Below are 19,044 nucleotides of genomic sequence, written 5' to 3'. Positions count from 1 at the left end.
TATGTATTTAGAAAAAACCGTGCCAAAAAAACTTTCGACATTACAAATGTACAGTTTTCCTAGAATTGTCTTCCGATGATAAAATGCGTTTGCCAGCCAGATTTTTCGGTAAACCCTGGTAAAGGATCAAACCCGTGAGCAAAATCTATACCTAATAAACCAAATGCAGGCATAAAGATTCTAACTCCAACTCCAGCTGAACGTTTCAAATTAAACGGATTAAATGTCTCAAAATTGTCATAAGAGTTACCAGCTTCTAAAAATCCTAGTGTATATATAGAGGCAGATGGTGCATCTGTAATAGAATATCTTAATTCTAACTGAAATTTATTGTAGATAGAGCCCCCTTCTAAAGGCGATAATTGATTGTTTTCATATCCTCTTAAACCAACAACTTCTCTACCATCTAATTGAAAAACAGCTATACCATCACCCCCAACAAAATATCTTTCAAAAGGCGATAGGCCAACATCAGAGTTGTAATATCCTAAATACCCCATTTCTGCATTGGTCATTAAAACTAATTTATCAGTAAAAGCGGTGTACCATTTTCCTTTTAAACTTAGTTTGTAGTATTCTAACCATTTATAATTGTCAGCAATTTTAGCACTAGCTTCTGCATCTGTTAAATCATCAGCTATAGAATAATCTTTATTGTTTACTAAAGAATATGGAAAAGTTGCTTTTACACCAAAGGTAAATTCAGATCCATAAGTTGGAAAAATTAAGCTTGGTCCAGCTGAATTTCTTGACAATGTTGCACTATAAGATAAATTATTTAAGGTACCATTGCTTAGAATGTTTCCACCAACTCTAAATCCGTAGTCATTCAATTGGAAACTTTGATAACTAATAGATTGAGATAATTGGAAATAATCATCTGGCCATTTTAAACGTTTACCTAAACCAACAGAAGCTCCTGTAATGGCTAAACTTCTATCTCTATCAACATCAAAAGTCCGTGGATTTAATTGGAATTGTTTAGATTGATATACAGAAAATGATAGCGATTGTGGTTTTTTACCTCCTAACCATGGTTCTGTAAACGAAAAACTATACGTACTAAACGTTCTACTGGTTTGTAAACGTAATGCTAAGTTTTGTCCATCACCCATAGGTAAAGGCTTGTATGCTTCTTTGTTGAATAAATTTCTGATAGAAAAGTTGTTAAATGATAAACCAAGTGTACCAATAAAAGCTCCACCACCATAACCACCTTGTAGCTCTATTTGGCTACCTCCTTTTTCTACAACATTAAAGTTGATGTCAGCAGTTTTGTTTCCATAATCTGGAATTACATCTGGTGTTACATTTTGATCGAAAAAACCTAATTGACCAATTTCTCTAATAGATCTTATAATGTTGCTTCTACTAAATAAATCGCCTGGTTTTACACGAAGTTCTCTAAAAATTACATGATCGTTGGTTTTGTCATTTCCAGAAACCGTTACTTTTTTAATACGTGCTTTTTCATCTTCTCGAATTCTAATTTCTACAGTAATTGAGTCGTTTTCTACTTTAGTTTCCACAGCATTTACTTGAGAGAATAAAAAACCACTATCTTGGTATAAAGTAGATAAATCTTCAGAGGTTGGTGATCCATCACCTTTAACGCGTTCTTTTAAAACTTCACCATTATAAACGTCACCATTTTCAATTTTTAATACTTTTCTCAGTTGGTTGTCTGTGTATTCTTTATTACCAACAAATAATATTTCTGAAAAACGGTATTGTTTACCTTCTTCTAAATCAATAGTAATGTTTATGGTATTGTCATCATTCCAAGTAATGCCTTCACTTAAAATTCTTGCATCTCTATACCCAAGTCTACTATAGGTTTTAATAATTTCTTCTAAATCTTCTTGGTAATCTTCTTCTATATATTTAGAGCCTTTCCAAAAACGACCAACAAATTTTTGTTTGGTGTTTTTCATTGCTTTCCGCAATCTTTTGTCAGAAAGTGCCTTATTACCGTTAAAAAAAATGTATTTTATTTTTATTTTAGACCCTTTATCTATAAATACATTCATATTTACAGCATTCATATCTGAAGTATCTTTTTTGATATCAAGATTTACTTTTGTCTTTAAAAAACCTTTATCTGTATATTTTTTAGTAAAGTAGTTTTTTGTAGTTACAACCAAGTTGTCTGTAACCATTGCCCCTGTTTTTAATTCGGCCTCTTTTTTAAGCTCTTTAGCTTTAGATTTTTTTATACCAGAAATCTTAATTTCATTTAATTGTGGTAGTTCTTGTACATCAAACTGAAGGTAAACAGTATTGCCATCTACCTTTGCTAGATAAACATCTACATTGCTAAATTGCTTACTTTCGTATAGTTTTTTTATAGCACTTGTTAGTTTATCGCCAGGTAATTTTAAAGGTTGGCCATTTCTAAGCCCTGTAAAAACTTTTACAGTTTCTTCACTAAATTTTCTTAAACCTGTTACTGTAATGCCTCCTAAAATGTATTCTTTGCCTTTTTCATAAGAAAGATTAGCATTAGAAATAGTATCTTTTTTAGATTGTGCATGTGCACTAAAAGTAAAAAATAGTGCCATTAGCACTACTGTTGCAGAAATTAAATTAATAGGTAACTTATTCTGTAATTTGTTCGCTTGTTTTTCCAAATCGTCTTTCTCTATTCTGATAATCTATGATTGCATCATAGAAATGTTCTTGTCTAAAATCTGGCCAAAGTACATCTGTAAAATATAATTCAGCATACGCCATTTGCCATAATAAGAAATTGCTAATACGTTTTTCGCCACTAGTTCTTATCATCAAATCTACGTTGGGCAAATTAAATGTATATAAATGGTTATTAATAGTATTTTCGTCTATTTTTTCTAAATCAAGTTCTTTATTAACAACTTTTTTAGATATGTTTTTGATTGCGTTAACAATTTCTTCTCTTGCACCATAACTTAAGGCAAGTGTTAATACAATTCGTTTATTATTTTTGGTTTTTTCAATAACACTGGCTAGTGTTTTTTGCGCCTTTTCTGGTAAACTTTTAATATTACCTATGGCATTTACTTTAACTTGGTTTTCTTGAAAAGTTTTTAACTCGTTATTTAATGAGTTGATTAAAAGAGTCATTAATGCTTTTACCTCTCCAGCAGGTCTGTTCCAATTTTCTGTAGAAAATGCATACAAAGTAATGGCCTCTGTACCAATTTCTGCAGCTGCTTCAATAGATTGTCTTACAGCAGTTAATGCGTTTCTATGGCCAAAAACACGGCTCATACCTTTACCTTTAGCCCAACGTCCATTACCATCCATAATAATGGCTACGTGTTTTGGTACTCTTTGTAAATCGATGCGTAGTTTTTTGTCCATATATTAAAATCCTGTGGTGTAACAAGGGGGTCTTCCAAAAGTATATATTAAAGAAACTCCTGTAAAAGTGTACCAATCATTACCAGTTCCGCCAAAATTTAAATCAGGAATGGTTTCTGTAGTGTAATCTAAATCGTCAGATAGTGAATATCTAAATTTTGTTTCAACTGCAAAAGCTAGGTTGCCTATTAATTTAGATTTAAAGCCCATACCAAAAGGAATGGTAATCGCGTTTTTTGTATCGTATTCGTATTGGTCTGGTCTTGGTTCAGCAGTAATATAATTGTAATTATAAGCAGCAAGATCTATTGTAATATAGGGTGTCCATGTTTTACCTGGTGTAGATAAATCATATTCGTAAAAATTATATTCTATACCAACTGCCAATTCGTGTATTGTATTAGAAAAACGTAAACCTCTATTTTTTTTAAAATCTGTATCAGCTTCCAAGTCGTTTCCTTTAATGGGTAAAAAACTGTAAGTTGCTCTATAAGCTATTTTAGGATTTTTATTATATTTAAAAAAAAGAGCTCCAGCAGCTTGGTTAGGATATATGTAATTGGTGCTACCAATGTCTCCAATATAATTAGAGCCTCCTAAAAACATGCCTACTTCATACACCTGACTAGATAAAACACTAGTAAAGCATACAAAAACTATTATTATTATCTCTTTTTTCATCTTAAAAAATAGCGAGCAAATATAGGTATTTCAATTTGCTTTATAAAGTTAATATTCGGTCTTTTTTGAATAACTATTTTTTTAGTGTTTTATTGTTGTGAAATGCTTAAAGGTTGGTTTCGTTTCTTGTATCTTCTCCCCACAACAATTTACTTCTTAAAGTTTGTAAAAAAGACTGATTATTTGGGATGATTGTTTTTATGGTAAATGCTGCTTTTTTAATAAAGATTTCTGTGTTTTTTGGTACAGAAGATATCCTAGAGTCTAAAGAAATTAAAAAGTCTTTTTCTCTAGAATCGATAGTTAATTTAATGCTAGTATTGTCTGAAATAACCATTGGCCTAGCATTTAAATTGTGAGGCGCAATAGGAGTGATTAATACGTTTTTAGAATCTGGTGAAATTACAGGGCCATTACAACTTAGTGAGTAGCCTGTAGATCCTGTTGGAGTTGCAATAATTAAACCATCTGCCCAGTAATTGGTTAAATATTCATTGTTTAGGCTGGTGTTAACCCCAATCATAGATGTTGAGTTTTTTCGGGCTATGGTAACTTCGTTTAAAGCAAAATTTAGTTCACTAAACTCTGGTATTTTGGGCGAAGTTTGTACTTCTAATATAGTTCTATTTTGAATAGTAAATTCTCCTTTTAAAATATGATTGATACTTTCTTTAATTGTTTTTTTATTGATGGTTGCTAAAAAGCCTAATCTACCTGTATTGATACCTATTATGGGAATATCTAAGTTTCTAATATAGGTAACCGCACGTAAAATAGTACCATCGCCACCTAAAGTAAACATAGTTTCGAAAGATGAATTTAGGTCGTTAAAATGAGAAAATGTGGGGTATTTTTTGGTTAAAATATTGCCTATTCTCAATAAATCATAGAATTCTTTTTCAATAAAACTTACAATATTATTTTCTTCGAGAACTTTTAGTAGAATCTTAATTTCTTTTTCTGCTGAAATTGAATAAGATTGACCGTAAATTGCAACTTTTTTCATTTTTAATGCATTAGCTTATAATAGAACATCTTAGATGATTACATTTCTAAGTACTTTTGTAAATATTCTGATCTGTTTTTTAAATCTTCTAAATAAATGTCATTTTCATGAGCAGAAATAATTTTATAATCATATCTTCTAAAAGTTTGTATAATTTCGTTCATCTCTTCCGAAACAATTTTTAGGGTTATTTGTATAAAATCATGTTGTTTGTCAGACACATATAAACCTAATAATTTTGCGCCATTGGCTTCTACAATTTGAGCTACTTCACTCATAGAATACTCCAGTTCTAGTTTCTCTATAATTAAAGTTTCGCTTTGTTCTATCATAAAAGGGCTTGTAGAAAACGCGTCTAAAACATCACACAAATCATAATAACCCATGTAATTTTTATCTTTGTTTAAAACAGGAATTATGGTGGTGTTATTATCAGCAAAAATCTTTAATAATTCTAAAACTGTTGCTTTTTCATCGGCAAAAAAAGAGTTTAATAAATGTGCATAACTACCTAATTCTGCTTCTTGATTTTCTATGGTTTGTATATCTTCTTCTGCAAAAGAACCTATTAACCTGCCATTTTCAACTACAGGAAAATGAGTTATGGGTAAATTTTTAAAAAGGTTTTGCCCTTTTTTTACCTTATCATTTAAATGAAAAGTTTTAATCTCTTTTAAAATGTAATCGTTAATATTCATACTCTACGAATATAGGATAAAATGATTTAATAAATTATCTTTGTAGCCTAATTTTAGACCATGACAAAGTTAAGTGTAAATATTAACAAAATCGCAACTTTGCGTAATTCTAGAGGTGGTAATGTGCCTAATTTATTAAAGGTGGCTTCTGATATTGAAAATTTTGGAGCTCAGGGCATCACCATTCATCCTAGACCAGATGAACGACATATTCGTTATCAAGATGCACGCGATTTAAAAAATACAGTAACTACAGAATTTAATATTGAAGGAAATCCAATTCAATCGTTTATGGATTTGGTGTTACAAACCAAACCTACCCAAGTTACTTTAGTGCCAGATGCTGTAGATGCGATTACGTCTAACGCAGGTTGGGACACTATTGTGCACCAATCTTTTTTACGAGAAGTAATTGCTGAATTCCAAAAAAACGGCATTAGAACTTCTATTTTTATTGATGCCGATTTAAAATTGATAGAAGCTGCTGCAAAAACGGGTGCAGATCGTATTGAGTTATATACAGAGCAATTTGCTAGTGAGTTTGATAAAGGTAATAAAGATGTGGTAAAACCGTATACAGAAGCTGCTGTTTTGGCTCACAAATTAGGACTAGGTATCAATGCTGGTCATGATTTAAGTTTAGATAATATCAAGTTTTTTAAAGAGAATATTCCCAATTTAGCAGAAGTTTCTATTGGCCATGCTTTAATTGCAGAAAGTTTGTATTTAGGCTTAGAAAATGTGGTGAGCATGTATTTGCATCGTTTGAAATAGTCATCAGTCATCAGTTGTCAGTCGTCAGTTACAAGGGTAATTTAGTAATGAGCACTTTTAAGCCATTTTTCATCTAATAATCAATTCATATAAATGTCTAATAAAATTTTACACTCAACCATAAAAGGTGAAGGAAAACCATTATTAATTTTACATGGCTATTTTGGCATGTCTGATAATTGGAAAACCCTAGGAAATCAATTTGCAGAAGAGTATCAAGTACATTTAATTGATCAAAGAAATCATGGACGTAGTTTTCATTCCGATGATTTTAATTATAATTTATTAGCTGAAGATATATACCATTACATACAACATCATCAATTAAAAAATGTACAAATAATTGGACATTCTATGGGAGGTAAAACTGCCATGTTGTTTGCGGTAACTTATCCTAATTTAGTAGATAAGTTAATTGTTGTTGATATTTCTCCTAAAGCCTATGAACCACATCATAATGCTATTTTAGCTGGGTTAAATTCTGTAGATTTTTCTATTCAAAACTCTAGAAAATTGGTTGATGCGCAATTGGCAACCTACATCTCAGAATTAGGTATTCGTCAATTTTTGATGAAAAATGTATATTGGAAAGAAAAAGGAGTGTTAGATTTTAGATTTAATTTAAAATCGCTCACAGATAAAAATCCAGAAGTTGGGAAACCTTTGCCTCAAAATACCTCTTTTGATAAACAAACTTTATTTTTAAAAGGAGAGCGCTCTGGTTATATTGTTGCAGAAGAACAAATGATTATAGATAATCACTTTCCAAACAATAAAGTTGTTGAAATCACAAAATCTGGGCATTGGTTGCATGCCGAAAACCCGAAAGATTTTTATAAAGAAGTTTGCGATTTTTTAGGCTAAGTTATTTCGTTTGATTTATTAAATGAAACATAGGTACAACAACAAAAAATATTCCGTAAATAGATAAGCAACCAATAATTACATTAAATGTAAATTCTCTTCTTAATATTAATTTACCTCTATTTTTTCCAATTAGTTCATGTTGATTTACAATTTTATCCATAATGCGTAAAAAATGATCTGAGGCTTTACTAATTTCTAAAAAACAACTGATGATTTCTTTTTTATTTATGTTATTAGAAGTAAGTAAATTGCTATTGGTTACAATGGCTAAGTAAAAAGGTTCTAATTCTTTATATAAACCTTTTAAATAGAAATCATCATATTTTGTTAAATAATTTTCTTTTAGTTCTTGCTGTAGTTTTTTAAAATTTTCAGTAATTGCTTTCAGTTTTGCGCTGTTTTTTAATGTGTTTTGTTTAGTAGTATTTTCCTTTAAAAGTAATGCAAGTTTTAAAATTTTCTGAGAAAACATGCGTTGTCTGCCAGAAATATTTACTGCAGATAAATCTCTACTTTGGCGTTTAATATCTCTATGTAACGAAATTTTGTTGATAGTTAATAAAACTATAAACGTGGTAAAAATAAAAATGGATCTATTTTTCATGCCAAGAGAAATTTAGGTTATCACTCAAATATAGTCATTTTTATAGAGATTTTCATCGTCAACAAATAAACTGTAATTATTTAAGAAAAACAGTAATATTATAAAAAAGGTTAAAAACAAAGAGTGCAGACCATAAAAAAGTGCGCAACCAATTTGTTGAAATTAAAGATTTTAAAAGTTCTTGAGAATATTTTCCTTCGGATATTTTAAAATGGATAGGAGCAAAACTTAACAAGGTAAAACCCCACAGAAAAACAACCGCAATTAAAGTTGTAAGAGTTGCAAAATTGAAGCGAAAAAATACATTAAATATACTAATTGCCAATTGTAATAGCATTAACGGAACTACAATAACTGTAATGCGTTGTGTGTATTTTTGATGCCAAACTACTAAGTTTGTCCCTTTATAAAACAAAAAACTTGGGTATATAATTAACTGTACCATCCAAATTAAAACCACCAAACCAAAATCTATAATAAGTTGACTAATCGCAGTAAATTGTGCTACCCCAAAATAATTAACTACCAACAAATTCATACTTTTTAAGGATTTCTAAAGTAGTGTATTGTAAAGATTTTATATGTGTTGCTTCTAATATTATGTAAGGCGCTTTGCCAACTTTTTCGGCTTCTAGCCATCTAGAAATGCACAAACACCATTTGTCACCAGGTTTTAATCCAGGAAAATTATAATGTGGTATGGGGGTCATTAAATCATTTCCTCTAGATGCAGAATAAGTTAAGAACTCTTTGGTAACAATAGCGCAAACAGTATGTGTGCCAAAATCTTCGTTAATAGTTCTGCAAAATCCGTCTCTAAAATACCCAGTAAGCGGATCATTACAGCAAGATAATAAAGGTGTATTGAGTACGTTTAATTCCAAATCTTATGGTTTTTTAAAGTATAAAGATACTAAAACAAGAGCTTAAAATTCTTTAGCACCAAACTCACTTTTAATAAACTTCGATTTATTTTTATTAGAATTAAAGTTGTACGATAAATTTAAGGTAATCATATCTACTTCATACACATAGTTGGTAGTTGTAAAAAAAGAATCAGCTTTGGATGTTGTAATCCGTTGTTCATTAGTGTTTAACAAACCTAAATCCATATGTTGCCATTGTAAAGTTGCTGCTAATCGATTGTCATAAAATGTTTTTCGAAGGGTGAGATTTGGCGAATAAAATTGACCATCTTCACCTTGTGCTGTAACTCTGTCAGACAAATAATTTAAGGTAAATTGCAAAGAAGTTGTGTTGTTAAATTGGTATGTAGAATTTATATTAATGGAATATTGAGTAGCATTGGTGTCAATTTTATCGCCATTATAAGCGCCATCAATATCAAAATTAAAAATATTAGCACCAATAAAATTACTCCATTTTTCAGTAGGTTTTAGTTGTGCACCCAATTCTATACCTAAAGATCTACCTCTACCTACGTTAGAGTAAATTCTATCTAAAATGGTATCATTAAATACTTGGTTTACTCTATTTACCAAGTTTTTTACGTTTCGTAAATAGGCAGTAGCGTATACAGAATTCCCTTTTTTATAATTTTTAGAAACCCCAATTTCTACCAAATCTACAAATTCAGGACGTAAATTTTTATCACCCTGTTCTAACGTTTCAGAATGTTCTCTTTCACGAAAAGGATTCATTTTAAAAGTGGTTGTTCTTTGAACTCTTCTACTGTAAGCCGCTTTTAATTTGGTTTTATTTTTCAAAGAATACGCAATACTTGCAGAAGGAAATAATTGTAAATAATCAAAAGGAATCACTTCTGGTGAAACTTGATCTGCACCTTGTAAAGTCAATTCTCTATCCATTTTTTCTAAACGTATCCCAGCTGCATATTGCCACTTTTCTTTTTTGTTACTAAGGTTGATGTATGTAGAATGTAATGTTCTTTTTAGGTCTATTTCACTCGTAAATTCGGGTACAGTTTCAAAAATACCAGTGGCATTGTTTCTTCTGGTATATAAAAAATCTCCTTGATGATCTAAAAATCGATATTGATAACCTGTTTCTAATTTCCCAAAAGAAAAGTTGGCAAACGCATAATCAACTCTAAATAAGGTTCCATATAATGGGTTATCGTTGGTGTTAAATTCGTCTTGAATAATTTGTGTAGTGTCAGGAAATCCTAAATTTCTGTTTGTAGTTGGGCCACCTAATAACGTATACTCATATAAAAAAGTAGCAGCTAATTTAGAAGCATTTGCAAAGGTGTGTGCATAGTCAAAACTCCCTAAAGCAAAATCACTTTTTCTAATTCGTAAGTTTTCATTAAAATATTGAAACGTATATAATCTATTATTGCTATTGCTTGGTTGTACAGCGTTATTATCAAAATATACAATATCGGCTCTACGATCTTTGCTTCTTTTTCCTGCAAAAAAGCCCAAAGAAAATTCGTTATTTTTATTTGGAGTAAAATCTAAAGTGATGTTTCCACTGTAATTTTCTTCATCAAAAGAACGCTCACCATCAGAAGGGAAACTGGTTTTAACATCGTCGATAATGGTAAAAACATCGCCTTCACGTCTTCCAGATTTGTCATTTCTTTGGTAGCTTGCGCCTAAAGAAAAATTCCATTTGTCTTTTCTATAGTTATAAGTTGCATCTAATCCATAACGTTTTGCGCTTTCAGAATTGTTATAATCTTCAATAGAAGGCGCCCCAATTCTAGTATTTATTTGCGCGAAAGTTCCGTTTAAAGCACCTTTTTTGGTAAAAATATTTAAAATTCCTGCTTTTCCTTCAGGATCGTATTTTGCAGATGGTGCAGTAATTACTTCTACTTTATCAATAGCATTGGCAGGCAATTGGCTTAAAATTGTGGTAGGATCTCCTTGAACAGGTTTTCCATTCAATAAAATAACAAAACCTGTTGTTCCACGAACTGCAATTTGGCCAGTTCCATTAATAGAAACAGAAGGTAAATTTCTAATAACATCAGTACCAGAACCTCCTTGACTATTTCTAAATTTGGTGGCATCAAAAACCTGTTTATCAATTTTACTAACTATAGCTGCTCTTTCAGTAGTAATTACAACTTCGTTTAAAGCATTTCCTAAACTTAATTGTAGGTTTCCTAGCTCTTTTTTATCCCCTGAAAAAAGAATGTTAACTATTTTTTTAGGCTGATACCCAATAAACGAAATCTCAATAGCATAGGTTCCTTTTTTAATGTTGTCAAAAGAAAAAACACCATTTGCGTTGGTAACTACTCCTGTAATTAATTGTTTGGGAGATTGTTTGTACAAAGCTACTGTTGCGTATTCTAAAGGTGTCATGTCATTTTTGTCAACAATTTTACCTGTTAATTGAGAAAACCCAAATTGGCTTGCCACTAAAAATAAGATGAATAGGAATCTACTTTTTATTTTTTTCATAATGGTTGTTATTCTGATGCTAACATTTCTGGAGTGGCTACTGTTCTAAAACCCATATGATCTGAGCCAGAATCTAAAGCAACACCCATTTTTGCTGATATTCTAAAACTAGCACAATACGATTCGTGACATAAAAATGAACCACCTTTCATAACATGCTCAGCTTGGTAAGGATTACTAGGGCTATATGATTTTTTTGCTCCTTTTGGATTTAATATCGGTTTTGAGAGATCTAGTTCTTGATAGTGATTTACGTTAAATAAATCAGACGTTAATTCCCATACATTTCCTAACATGTCATATATACCAATACTGTTTGGAGGATACGATTTTACACTAGAAATAAATTCAAAACCATCTTTAGATTCATTTTTTATAGGGAAAACACCTTGCCAAGTATTTGCGTTTGCGTTTAAAATTGAAGCATCATTTCCCCAAGTAAAAATGGTATTAGAGTTGTTGCCTTGAGCTGCAGCTTCCCATTCAGCCTCAGTAGGTAAACGCCTATTTGCCCATTTACAATAGGCCAAAGCATCTTCTAAAGCAATATGTACTACAGGAAAATCGTCTTTATTTTCAATAGATGAATCTGGTCCTGAAGGATGTTTCCAATTTGCACCAATTTTCCAGGTCCACCATTGTGCATAATTGTTCATGTTAGCAACAGCGTTTACGTTTTTATTAAAAATTAAACTACCTGGCTGTAATATAGAATCGTGAGGTTTTGGCGTGTTTGGGGGTAGCTGGCTTTTCATTTCTTTCCAGTCAATTTTACGTTCAGCTACAGTAATATATTTTGTAGCTTTTACAAATGCTTTGTACTGTTTGTTGGTAACTTCTGTAGCGTCTATATAAAATCCATCAACAGTAACTTTGTGTGCAGGTTTTTCTCTTTGCATAGCAAATTTATCACCTTCTTTTGCACCTCTTAAAAATGTTTTTCCTTCAACCCAAACCATATTCTTAGGTGGTTTTATGGTGTTTTCTTTTTTGTCTTTACAGCTTATTACAGTAAAAAGAAAAATAAAAGTGAAAAAAGTAACGTTGAAAAACTTTTTTTTATGAAAATATATCATATTGTTTTTATGTGTTTTATTTAGGTGATAAAAGTAATAATTTATCTTTTGTAAAAGCTTAAAAGCAGTTTTATTTTGTGTTTTACGAATCATAAAACATACCAGTATATACTAGTTGTGTAGGTTTAAAAAAATCGTATATTTGCTTAATGGAAATTGTTTTTCTTCAAAAAAAATCAGGAGTGCCTAAATATAAACAAATTATTGCTTCTATTGAAGAAGCAATAGCTAATGGTGTTTTAAAAAAAGGAGATCAAATACCGTCTTTAAATAAAATTAAAAGTAAGCATAAACTTTCTAGAGATACTGTTTTAACTGCTTTTAATGAACTGAAGAATCGTGGAATTATTCATTCAGTAGTTGGCAAGGGGTATTATGTATCTACCGAAAATGTTGAAATTGAGCAAAAGATATTTTTGCTTTTTGATGAGTTAAACTCTTTTAAAGAAGATTTGTACAATTCATTTTTACAGAATTTAGGTAAAAATATTCAGATAGATATTTTTTTTCATCACTTTAATAATACCATTTTCACAAAGCTTATTAATGATAATATTGGCGACTATAGTTACTATGTAATTATGCCTGCAAATTTAAAAAACACACAAAAAGTAATACAAAACTTACCAGATGATAAAGTGTATATTTTAGATCAAATTCAAAAAGGTTTAGAGAAATATCCTGCAATTTATCAAAATTTCGAAAAAGATATTTTTGAAGGGCTGTCATCTATTTTAATGAAAATTGTAAATTATAAAAAAATAATTTTATTGTTTTCAGAAGATAAACAACCTAAGGGTATTTTAGATGGCTTTTTGTTATTTTGCAACCAATATAATATCAATTTTGAGGTGCTATCTTCTATAGATAAAAGAATTCCAGAAAAAGGAGAAGTTTATGTTCTCTTAGAAGATAAAAATTTAATAAGAATCATAAAAAAAATCAAAGAAAGAAGGTTTGTTTTGGCTAAAGATATTGGTGTTATTTCTGTAAATGATACCATACTTAAAGAAGTAGTTGAAAATGGTATAACAACAATTTCTACTGATTTTAATTTAATGGGTGCACAATTAGCAGAAATGATAGTAAATAACACATATCAACAAATTGCAAACCCTAGTCGTCTAATATTAAGAAAATCTATTTAAAGTGTACAAAATTAACACCACCACAGAAAACGGAATGCGAATTATTGAACTGGTAAACGCATCAAAAACCACATCAGCAAAAATTAACCTTGACCAAGGTGCGCGTTTACAAGAGCTAAAGTTTAACGATATTTACCTAATTAAAGAACAAGAAGGTTTTGATTATGCAACCTCTTATGCATCTTCAATATTATTTCCGTTCGCAAGTAGAATTGAAAATGGAAAATATACCTTTCAAGGAGAAGAATTTAAATTTAACTGCAATGATGGTAATAACGCTTTGCATGGTTTAGTGTATGATAAACCTTTTGAGCTTTTTGAACCAGAAGAGCATGGCCACTGTTGTTTTGCAACCTTTAATTATTACGAAAAAAAGAGAAGTGTAGGTTTCCCTTTTACCTATTTTTTTTCTGTGACTTACACACTTTTTGAAGATTATTTAAAAATAAGTATTACAGTAAAAAATATGGATAAATTGTCTTTTCCTTTTACCTTAGGTTGGCATCCATATTTTAATTGCAATGATTTTGAAAACAGTCATTTATCTTTTAAAAGTGATGAAAAAGTATTGTTAGATGAAAATTTAATTACAAAAGAAGTTGTTGCTAAAAAAACACCCGAAGTTTTTGAGATTCATAAAAAAGAATTGGATGATTGTTTTGTTTTAAACGATAATACAGTAACATTTTCAACGCCAGATTATAAGGTAGAAATAACACAAAATTCTGTAAATAGTTTTTTACAATTATACACACCAAAAGATATCCCTGCAATTGCAATTGAACCCATGACAGGTGTTTCTAACAGTTTTAATAATAAAATAGGACTACAAGTTTTAGAACCAAAACAAACCCATGTGTTTAATTGCAAGGTTAAACTAATTAACGATTAAACAAAACAAAATGAGCGCAGTATTAATAAAAGATGTAAAAGAGGAGTTTATTAAAACGTTTAAAGAGCAACCTCTGTTGGTTTTTTCACCAGGACGAATAAATATTATTGGTGAACATGTAGATTATAATGGAGGCTTTGTTTTTCCTGCAGCCGTAGATAAAGGTATTGCAGCTGCTATTCAAAAAAGCGATAGTGGCAGTTGTACTGCAATTGCTTTAGATTTAGATAGTACAATTGAGTTTGATTTAGATAAATTAAAGCCTTCAAAAGAAGGCAGTTGGGAAAACTACGTCTTTGGTGTTGTTGCAGAAATTCAGAATAGAAATAAAGTTGTTGGCGATTTTAACATCATTTTTAAAGGAAATATTCCTGGTGGTGCTGGTATGTCTTCTTCTGCAGCTCTAGAAAACAGTGTGGTTTTTGGGTTGAATGAATTATTTGATTTAGGCTTAACCAAAACAGAAATGATTTTAATTTCTCAAAAAGCAGAACACAATTATGTGGGCGTGAATTGTGGAATTATGGACCAGTATGCAAGCATGTTTGGCATAGAAAATAATGCGTTGTTGTTAGATTGTAGAACCATAGAAGCCAAACCTTACGAAATTGATTTTAAAGATCATCAACTTATATTAATCAACACCAATGTAAAACACAGTCTTTCTGATAGTGCTTATAATGATAGAAGATCGGCTTGCGAAAGCATTGCAAAATTGTTAAATATAGAAACTTTAAGAGAGGCTACAGAAGCTGATTTAGAAAAAATTATAGATAAAGTAACACCAGAAAATTATCAAAAAGCATTATTTGTAATTCAAGAAATAGCAAGAACTCAAAAAGCAGCAAAAGCCATAGAAGATAATGATTTGGAAAAATTAGGGGCTTTAATTTACGGTTCTCATAATGGTTTACAACATCAATATAAAGTAAGTTGTAGCGAGTTAGATTTTTTGGTAGATCAAGCTAAAAAAAATAAAAGTGTTTTAGGTGCTAGAATGATGGGTGGTGGTTTTGGAGGCTGTACCATTAATTTAATTGCTAGAGATGAGGTAAAAGCATTTGCAGAATCAGCATCTAAAGCATATAAAAATAAATTTGATAAAGAGTGTTCTGTGTATTTTATTGAATTGGCAGAAGGAACACACATTGTGCAATAAACAATCAACGAGAAAATAGTATAATGGAAAATACAAACTTACAAGATTATTCTCATAAGAGATTTAACATTTTAACAGGAGAATGGGTTTTGGTTTCTCCACATAGAGCAAAACGTCCATGGCAAGGTCAAAATGAAGAGGTTTCAAAAGAAAAAAGACCAAGTTATGATCAAAATTGTTACTTATGTGCAACAAATACAAGAATTAGTGGTGATGTAAATCCTGATTATAAAGACGTGTTTGTGTTCACTAACGATTTTGCGGCTTTGCAAAAAGACTCACCAACGTTTAATGTTAATGACGGATTATTTAAAGCACAAAGCGAAAAAGGGATTTGTAAAGTAATCTGTTTTAGTCCAGATCATTCTAAGAGTTTGGCAGAAATGGAGGTAGAAGATATTAAAAAAGTGGTACAAGCTTGGCAAAAAGAATACACTACTTTAGGAGAAAATGAAATGATTAATTACGTGCAAATTTTTGAAAACAAAGGGGCTGTAATGGGTTGTAGTAATCCTCATCCTCATGGACAAATTTGGAGTCAATCTACCTTGCCTAATGAAGTAGAAAAGAAAGATACCCAACAAGCCCAGTATTTTGCAGCACACAATAGTAGCCTTTTAGAAGATTATTTAACGCAAGAAATAGCTGCAAAAGAAAGAATTATTTATGAAAATGATGATTTTGTGGTGTTAACTCCTTTTTGGGCAGTTTGGCCTTTCGAAGTGATGATTGCTCCAAAAAAACAGCAGAAAAGTATTTTAGATTTATCTGATGAAGGTGCAAAAAATTATGCAGAAGCAATTTCAGTAATTACAAAAGCGTACGATAAACTATTTAATACGTCTTTTCCTTATTCAAGCGGAATTCATCAAGCACCAACAAATGGGGCAGACAATAGTCATTGGCATTGGCATATGAGTTTCTATCCACCTTTGTTAAGAAGCGCAACCGTTAAGAAATTTATGGTAGGTTACGAAATGTTTGGTACGCCACAAAGAGATATTACTGCAGAAATTGCAGCCAAAAGATTGAAAGATTTAATTTAATCTTTTAATTTTAGTGAAATTAAATCAATAAATAACCTGAATTTTAAATAATCTATAAAAATTCATATTATTTATTAATAATATTTGTGTATCAGAATTTAATTTTTAGATTTGTTGCATAATTAAGAGAAAACCAAAATGTTAAATAACATCAATACTCGTTTCTTCTTTTACTTTTATTTTTACAATAAAAGGAGAGACTTTGTATGCTGTTAACAAACAATTAAAATATATAAAGTCTCGAATTTACTTCGAGGCTTTTTTTTTGATATTAAGTTAAAAATCATTGAATAAAACAATCGCCATACAAGGAGCAGAAGGCTCAAACCACCATAAAGTTGCAAGAGATTTTTATGGCTCAACAATTCAGTTAAAAGAATGCATGTCTTTTGATGTTTTGGTAGATAGTCTGCTAGATAAATCTGCAGATTTAGGTGTCATGGCTTTAGAAAACACCATTGCAGGTTCAATTATACCCAATTATGCGTTAATAGATAAGTATAATTTACATATTATTGATGAAGAATATTTAAATATCCACCATCATTTAATGGCATTAAAAGGGCAAAATATCCAAGATATTAAAGAGGTTTGGTCACATCCAATGGCACTGTTACAATGCAAAGAGTTTTTTAAAAATTATCCGCATATAAAATTAGTAGAGGATGTAGATACTGCAGAGGTTGCTAAAAGAATTTCTAAACAAAATTTAATAGGTATTGCAGCAATTGCCCCAAAAATTGCAGCAGAAATTTTTGATTTACAAGTAATTGAAGATGAAATTCAGACTATTAAAGACAATGCTACAAGATTTGTAATTGTGCAAACTAAAGAGCCAAAGAACGGAATTGATAAAATTAATAAAGCATCACTAAAATTTCAATTAAATCATAAAAGAGGAAGTTTAGCAGCCATTTTAAATGTGTTGAGTGATTGCAAAATGAATTTAACCAAAATTCAATCTTTACCAGTAATCGAAACTCCTTGGAAATATTCCTTTTTTGTAGACATTACTTTTGATGAATATAAAGATTACCAAAAAGCAGAGTCCATTTTAGAAATAATGGCAGAAGAATTTAAAGTGTTAGGAACTTATAAAAATGGTAGGCTTAAGCCGAATTCTGAATTCGTTTCAGAATCTAAATAATTTAGTATGATACAATCAGCCAAAAGATTAGACACAGTTCAAGAATACTATTTCTCTAAAAAATTAAGAGAAGTTAGAGGCTTAGTTGCTGCAGGAAAACCAATTATCAATATGGGCATTGGTTCGCCAGATTTACAACCACCAACAAAAGTAATTGAAGCAATTCAAGGAAGTTTAGGAGATGTAACTGCGCACAAATATCAATCTTATCAAGGATTACCAGAGCTAAGAGCTGCAATCTCTAGTTTTTATAAAAGCAAATTTTCTGTGGTATCAAATCCAGAAAATGAGATTTTACCTTTAATGGGAAGCAAAGAAGGCATTATGCATATTTCTATGGCTTTTTTAAATGAAGGCGATAAAGTTTTGATTCCAAATCCTGGTTATCCAACGTATACGTCAGTAACAAAATTAGTAGGTGCAGAACCGTTGTTTTATAATTTAAGTGATGCAACAAATTGGCAACCAAATTTTGATGCATTAGAAAAACAAGATTTAACTGATGTAAAAATAATGTGGGTAAATTATCCACACATGCCAACTGGTACAAATGCAACTTTAGCAACTTTCGAGAAGTTAATTGCATTTGGTAAAAAGCATAATATTTTAATTATAAATGACAATCCGTATAGTTTTATTTTAAATGATAAGCCTATCAGTATTTTACAAGTAGAAGGCGCAAAAGACATTGCTTTAGAGTTAAACTCTTTAAGTAAAACTTTTAATATGGCTGGCTGGCGAGTTGGAATGCTGTTAGGGAATGCAGCTTTTATCAACGAAGTTTTAAAAGTGAAATCTAATATGGATTCTGGTATGTTTTACGGCATTCAAAAAGGTGCCATAGAAGCTCTACATTTATCTGATGATTGGTTTGCAGAACAAAACAAAATTTACGAAGAACGCAGAAAATTAATTTGGCAATTGGCAGATAAATTAGAAGCAACTTACAGTAAAAACGCAACAGGTTTATTTGTTTGGGCTAAAATACCTGAAGGAAAACAATCTGAAGAAGTAACTGATAAAGTGTTGTATGAGAATGATATTTTCATTACCCCAGGAACCATTTTTGGATCTCAAGGAGAAGGATACATTCGTTTTTCATTATGTGTAACAACAGATGTAATTAAAGAAGCAATTGAAAGGCTATAAGCAATAAGCTATAAGCTTCAGGCATACTGCCTAAAGCCAAAAGCATAAAGCATAAAA

Annotated in this window: 18 protein-coding genes; 8 read left to right on the top strand and 10 right to left on the bottom strand. The window is 30.7% G+C overall.

The genetic code is table 11. The annotated features are described in order from the left end of the window. Positions 1–59: 59 nt before the first annotated feature. The 5 genes from bamA to SJY27_RS08000 all read right to left on the bottom strand — a co-directional run bounded on the left by bamA (position 60) and on the right by SJY27_RS08000 (position 5,727). Entirely contained in the window at positions 60–2,630 is a 2,571-nt protein-coding gene (bamA, locus tag SJY27_RS08020) for an outer membrane protein assembly factor BamA (RefSeq protein WP_397447741.1), read from the bottom strand. After that, on the bottom strand, positions 2,599–3,342 hold the full coding sequence (locus SJY27_RS08015) for an isoprenyl transferase (RefSeq protein ID WP_397447740.1): 744 nt from the start codon (positions 3,340–3,342) through the stop codon (positions 2,599–2,601). The genes bamA and SJY27_RS08015 overlap by 32 nt, the downstream gene beginning before the upstream one ends. Positions 3,343–3,345: 3 nt before the next feature. Continuing rightward, positions 3,346–4,023 carry a DUF6089 family protein gene (locus SJY27_RS08010; RefSeq protein WP_397447739.1) on the bottom strand — a complete coding sequence of 226 codons (678 nt, stop codon included), beginning with the start codon at positions 4,021–4,023 and terminating at the stop codon, positions 3,346–3,348. A gap of 106 nt (positions 4,024–4,129) precedes the next feature. Next, positions 4,130–5,029, bottom strand: coding sequence for an NAD kinase (locus tag SJY27_RS08005; RefSeq protein WP_397447738.1), 900 nt, complete (start codon positions 5,027–5,029; stop codon positions 4,130–4,132). Between the two features lie 38 nt (positions 5,030–5,067). Further along, on the bottom strand, positions 5,068–5,727 hold the full coding sequence (locus tag SJY27_RS08000) for a CBS domain-containing protein (protein ID WP_397447737.1): 660 nt from the start codon (positions 5,725–5,727) through the stop codon (positions 5,068–5,070). Positions 5,728–5,787: 60 nt separating this feature from the next. Here SJY27_RS08000 and SJY27_RS07995 point away from each other — a divergent pair, with 60 nt between their 5' ends. Both SJY27_RS07995 and SJY27_RS07990 read left to right on the top strand, forming a co-directional pair. Beyond that, positions 5,788–6,501, top strand: coding sequence for a pyridoxine 5'-phosphate synthase (locus tag SJY27_RS07995; protein WP_397447736.1), 714 nt, complete (start codon positions 5,788–5,790; stop codon positions 6,499–6,501). A gap of 93 nt (positions 6,502–6,594) precedes the next feature. Next, positions 6,595–7,365, top strand: coding sequence for an alpha/beta fold hydrolase (locus SJY27_RS07990; RefSeq protein ID WP_397447735.1), 771 nt, complete (start codon positions 6,595–6,597; stop codon positions 7,363–7,365). Position 7,366: 1 nt separating this feature from the next. Here the strand turns inward: SJY27_RS07990 and SJY27_RS07985 are convergent, their stop codons facing one another. From SJY27_RS07985 to SJY27_RS07965, 5 genes are all read right to left on the bottom strand, one after another. Continuing rightward, complete coding sequence (locus SJY27_RS07985; protein WP_397447734.1) at positions 7,367–7,972, bottom strand: type IV pili methyl-accepting chemotaxis transducer N-terminal domain-containing protein; 606 nt, start codon at positions 7,970–7,972, stop codon at positions 7,367–7,369. Between the two features lie 76 nt (positions 7,973–8,048). Further along, the gene (locus SJY27_RS07980) at positions 8,049–8,510 is read right to left on the bottom strand and encodes a hypothetical protein (protein ID WP_397447733.1); all 462 of its coding nucleotides are present in this window, start codon (positions 8,508–8,510) and stop codon (positions 8,049–8,051) included. Then, the gene (locus SJY27_RS07975) at positions 8,491–8,856 is read right to left on the bottom strand and encodes a DUF2237 family protein (protein ID WP_397447732.1); all 366 of its coding nucleotides are present in this window, start codon (positions 8,854–8,856) and stop codon (positions 8,491–8,493) included. The genes SJY27_RS07980 and SJY27_RS07975 overlap by 20 nt, the downstream gene beginning before the upstream one ends. Before the next feature lie 42 nt (positions 8,857–8,898). Next, positions 8,899–11,370, bottom strand: coding sequence for a TonB-dependent receptor domain-containing protein (locus SJY27_RS07970; protein ID WP_397447731.1), 2,472 nt, complete (start codon positions 11,368–11,370; stop codon positions 8,899–8,901). An 8-nt stretch (positions 11,371–11,378) separates the two neighbouring features. Beyond that, positions 11,379–12,446: a formylglycine-generating enzyme family protein gene (locus tag SJY27_RS07965; RefSeq protein WP_397447730.1), complete on the bottom strand. Its 1,068-nt coding sequence runs from the start codon at positions 12,444–12,446 to the stop codon at positions 11,379–11,381. Between the two features lie 182 nt (positions 12,447–12,628). On the opposite strand from SJY27_RS07965, the gene SJY27_RS07960 reads away from it, so the two are divergent. The 6 genes from SJY27_RS07960 (at position 12,629) to SJY27_RS07935 (ending at position 18,987) form a co-directional block, all read left to right on the top strand. Beyond that, positions 12,629–13,594 carry a GntR family transcriptional regulator gene (locus SJY27_RS07960; RefSeq protein ID WP_397447729.1) on the top strand — a complete coding sequence of 322 codons (966 nt, stop codon included), beginning with the start codon at positions 12,629–12,631 and terminating at the stop codon, positions 13,592–13,594. A gap of 1 nt (position 13,595) precedes the next feature. After that, the gene (locus SJY27_RS07955; protein WP_397447728.1) at positions 13,596–14,486 is read left to right on the top strand and encodes an aldose 1-epimerase; all 891 of its coding nucleotides are present in this window, start codon (positions 13,596–13,598) and stop codon (positions 14,484–14,486) included. Between the two features lie 10 nt (positions 14,487–14,496). Next, positions 14,497–15,645, top strand: coding sequence for a galactokinase (locus SJY27_RS07950; protein WP_397447727.1), 1,149 nt, complete (start codon positions 14,497–14,499; stop codon positions 15,643–15,645). 23 nt (positions 15,646–15,668) lie between these two features. Next, on the top strand, positions 15,669–16,691 hold the full coding sequence (locus SJY27_RS07945) for a UDP-glucose--hexose-1-phosphate uridylyltransferase (RefSeq protein ID WP_397447726.1): 1,023 nt from the start codon (positions 15,669–15,671) through the stop codon (positions 16,689–16,691). Between the two features lie 286 nt (positions 16,692–16,977). Next, on the top strand, positions 16,978–17,838 hold the full coding sequence (locus SJY27_RS07940) for a prephenate dehydratase (RefSeq protein WP_397447725.1): 861 nt from the start codon (positions 16,978–16,980) through the stop codon (positions 17,836–17,838). A gap of 6 nt (positions 17,839–17,844) precedes the next feature. After that, positions 17,845–18,987: a pyridoxal phosphate-dependent aminotransferase gene (locus SJY27_RS07935; protein ID WP_397447724.1), complete on the top strand. Its 1,143-nt coding sequence runs from the start codon at positions 17,845–17,847 to the stop codon at positions 18,985–18,987. Positions 18,988–19,044 lie beyond the last annotated feature (57 nt).

The organism is Polaribacter sp. R77954 (genome assembly GCF_044595335.1).
Lineage (GTDB): Bacteria > Bacteroidota > Bacteroidia > Flavobacteriales > Flavobacteriaceae > Polaribacter.
This window is presented reverse-complemented; position numbering and strand designations above follow the sequence as displayed.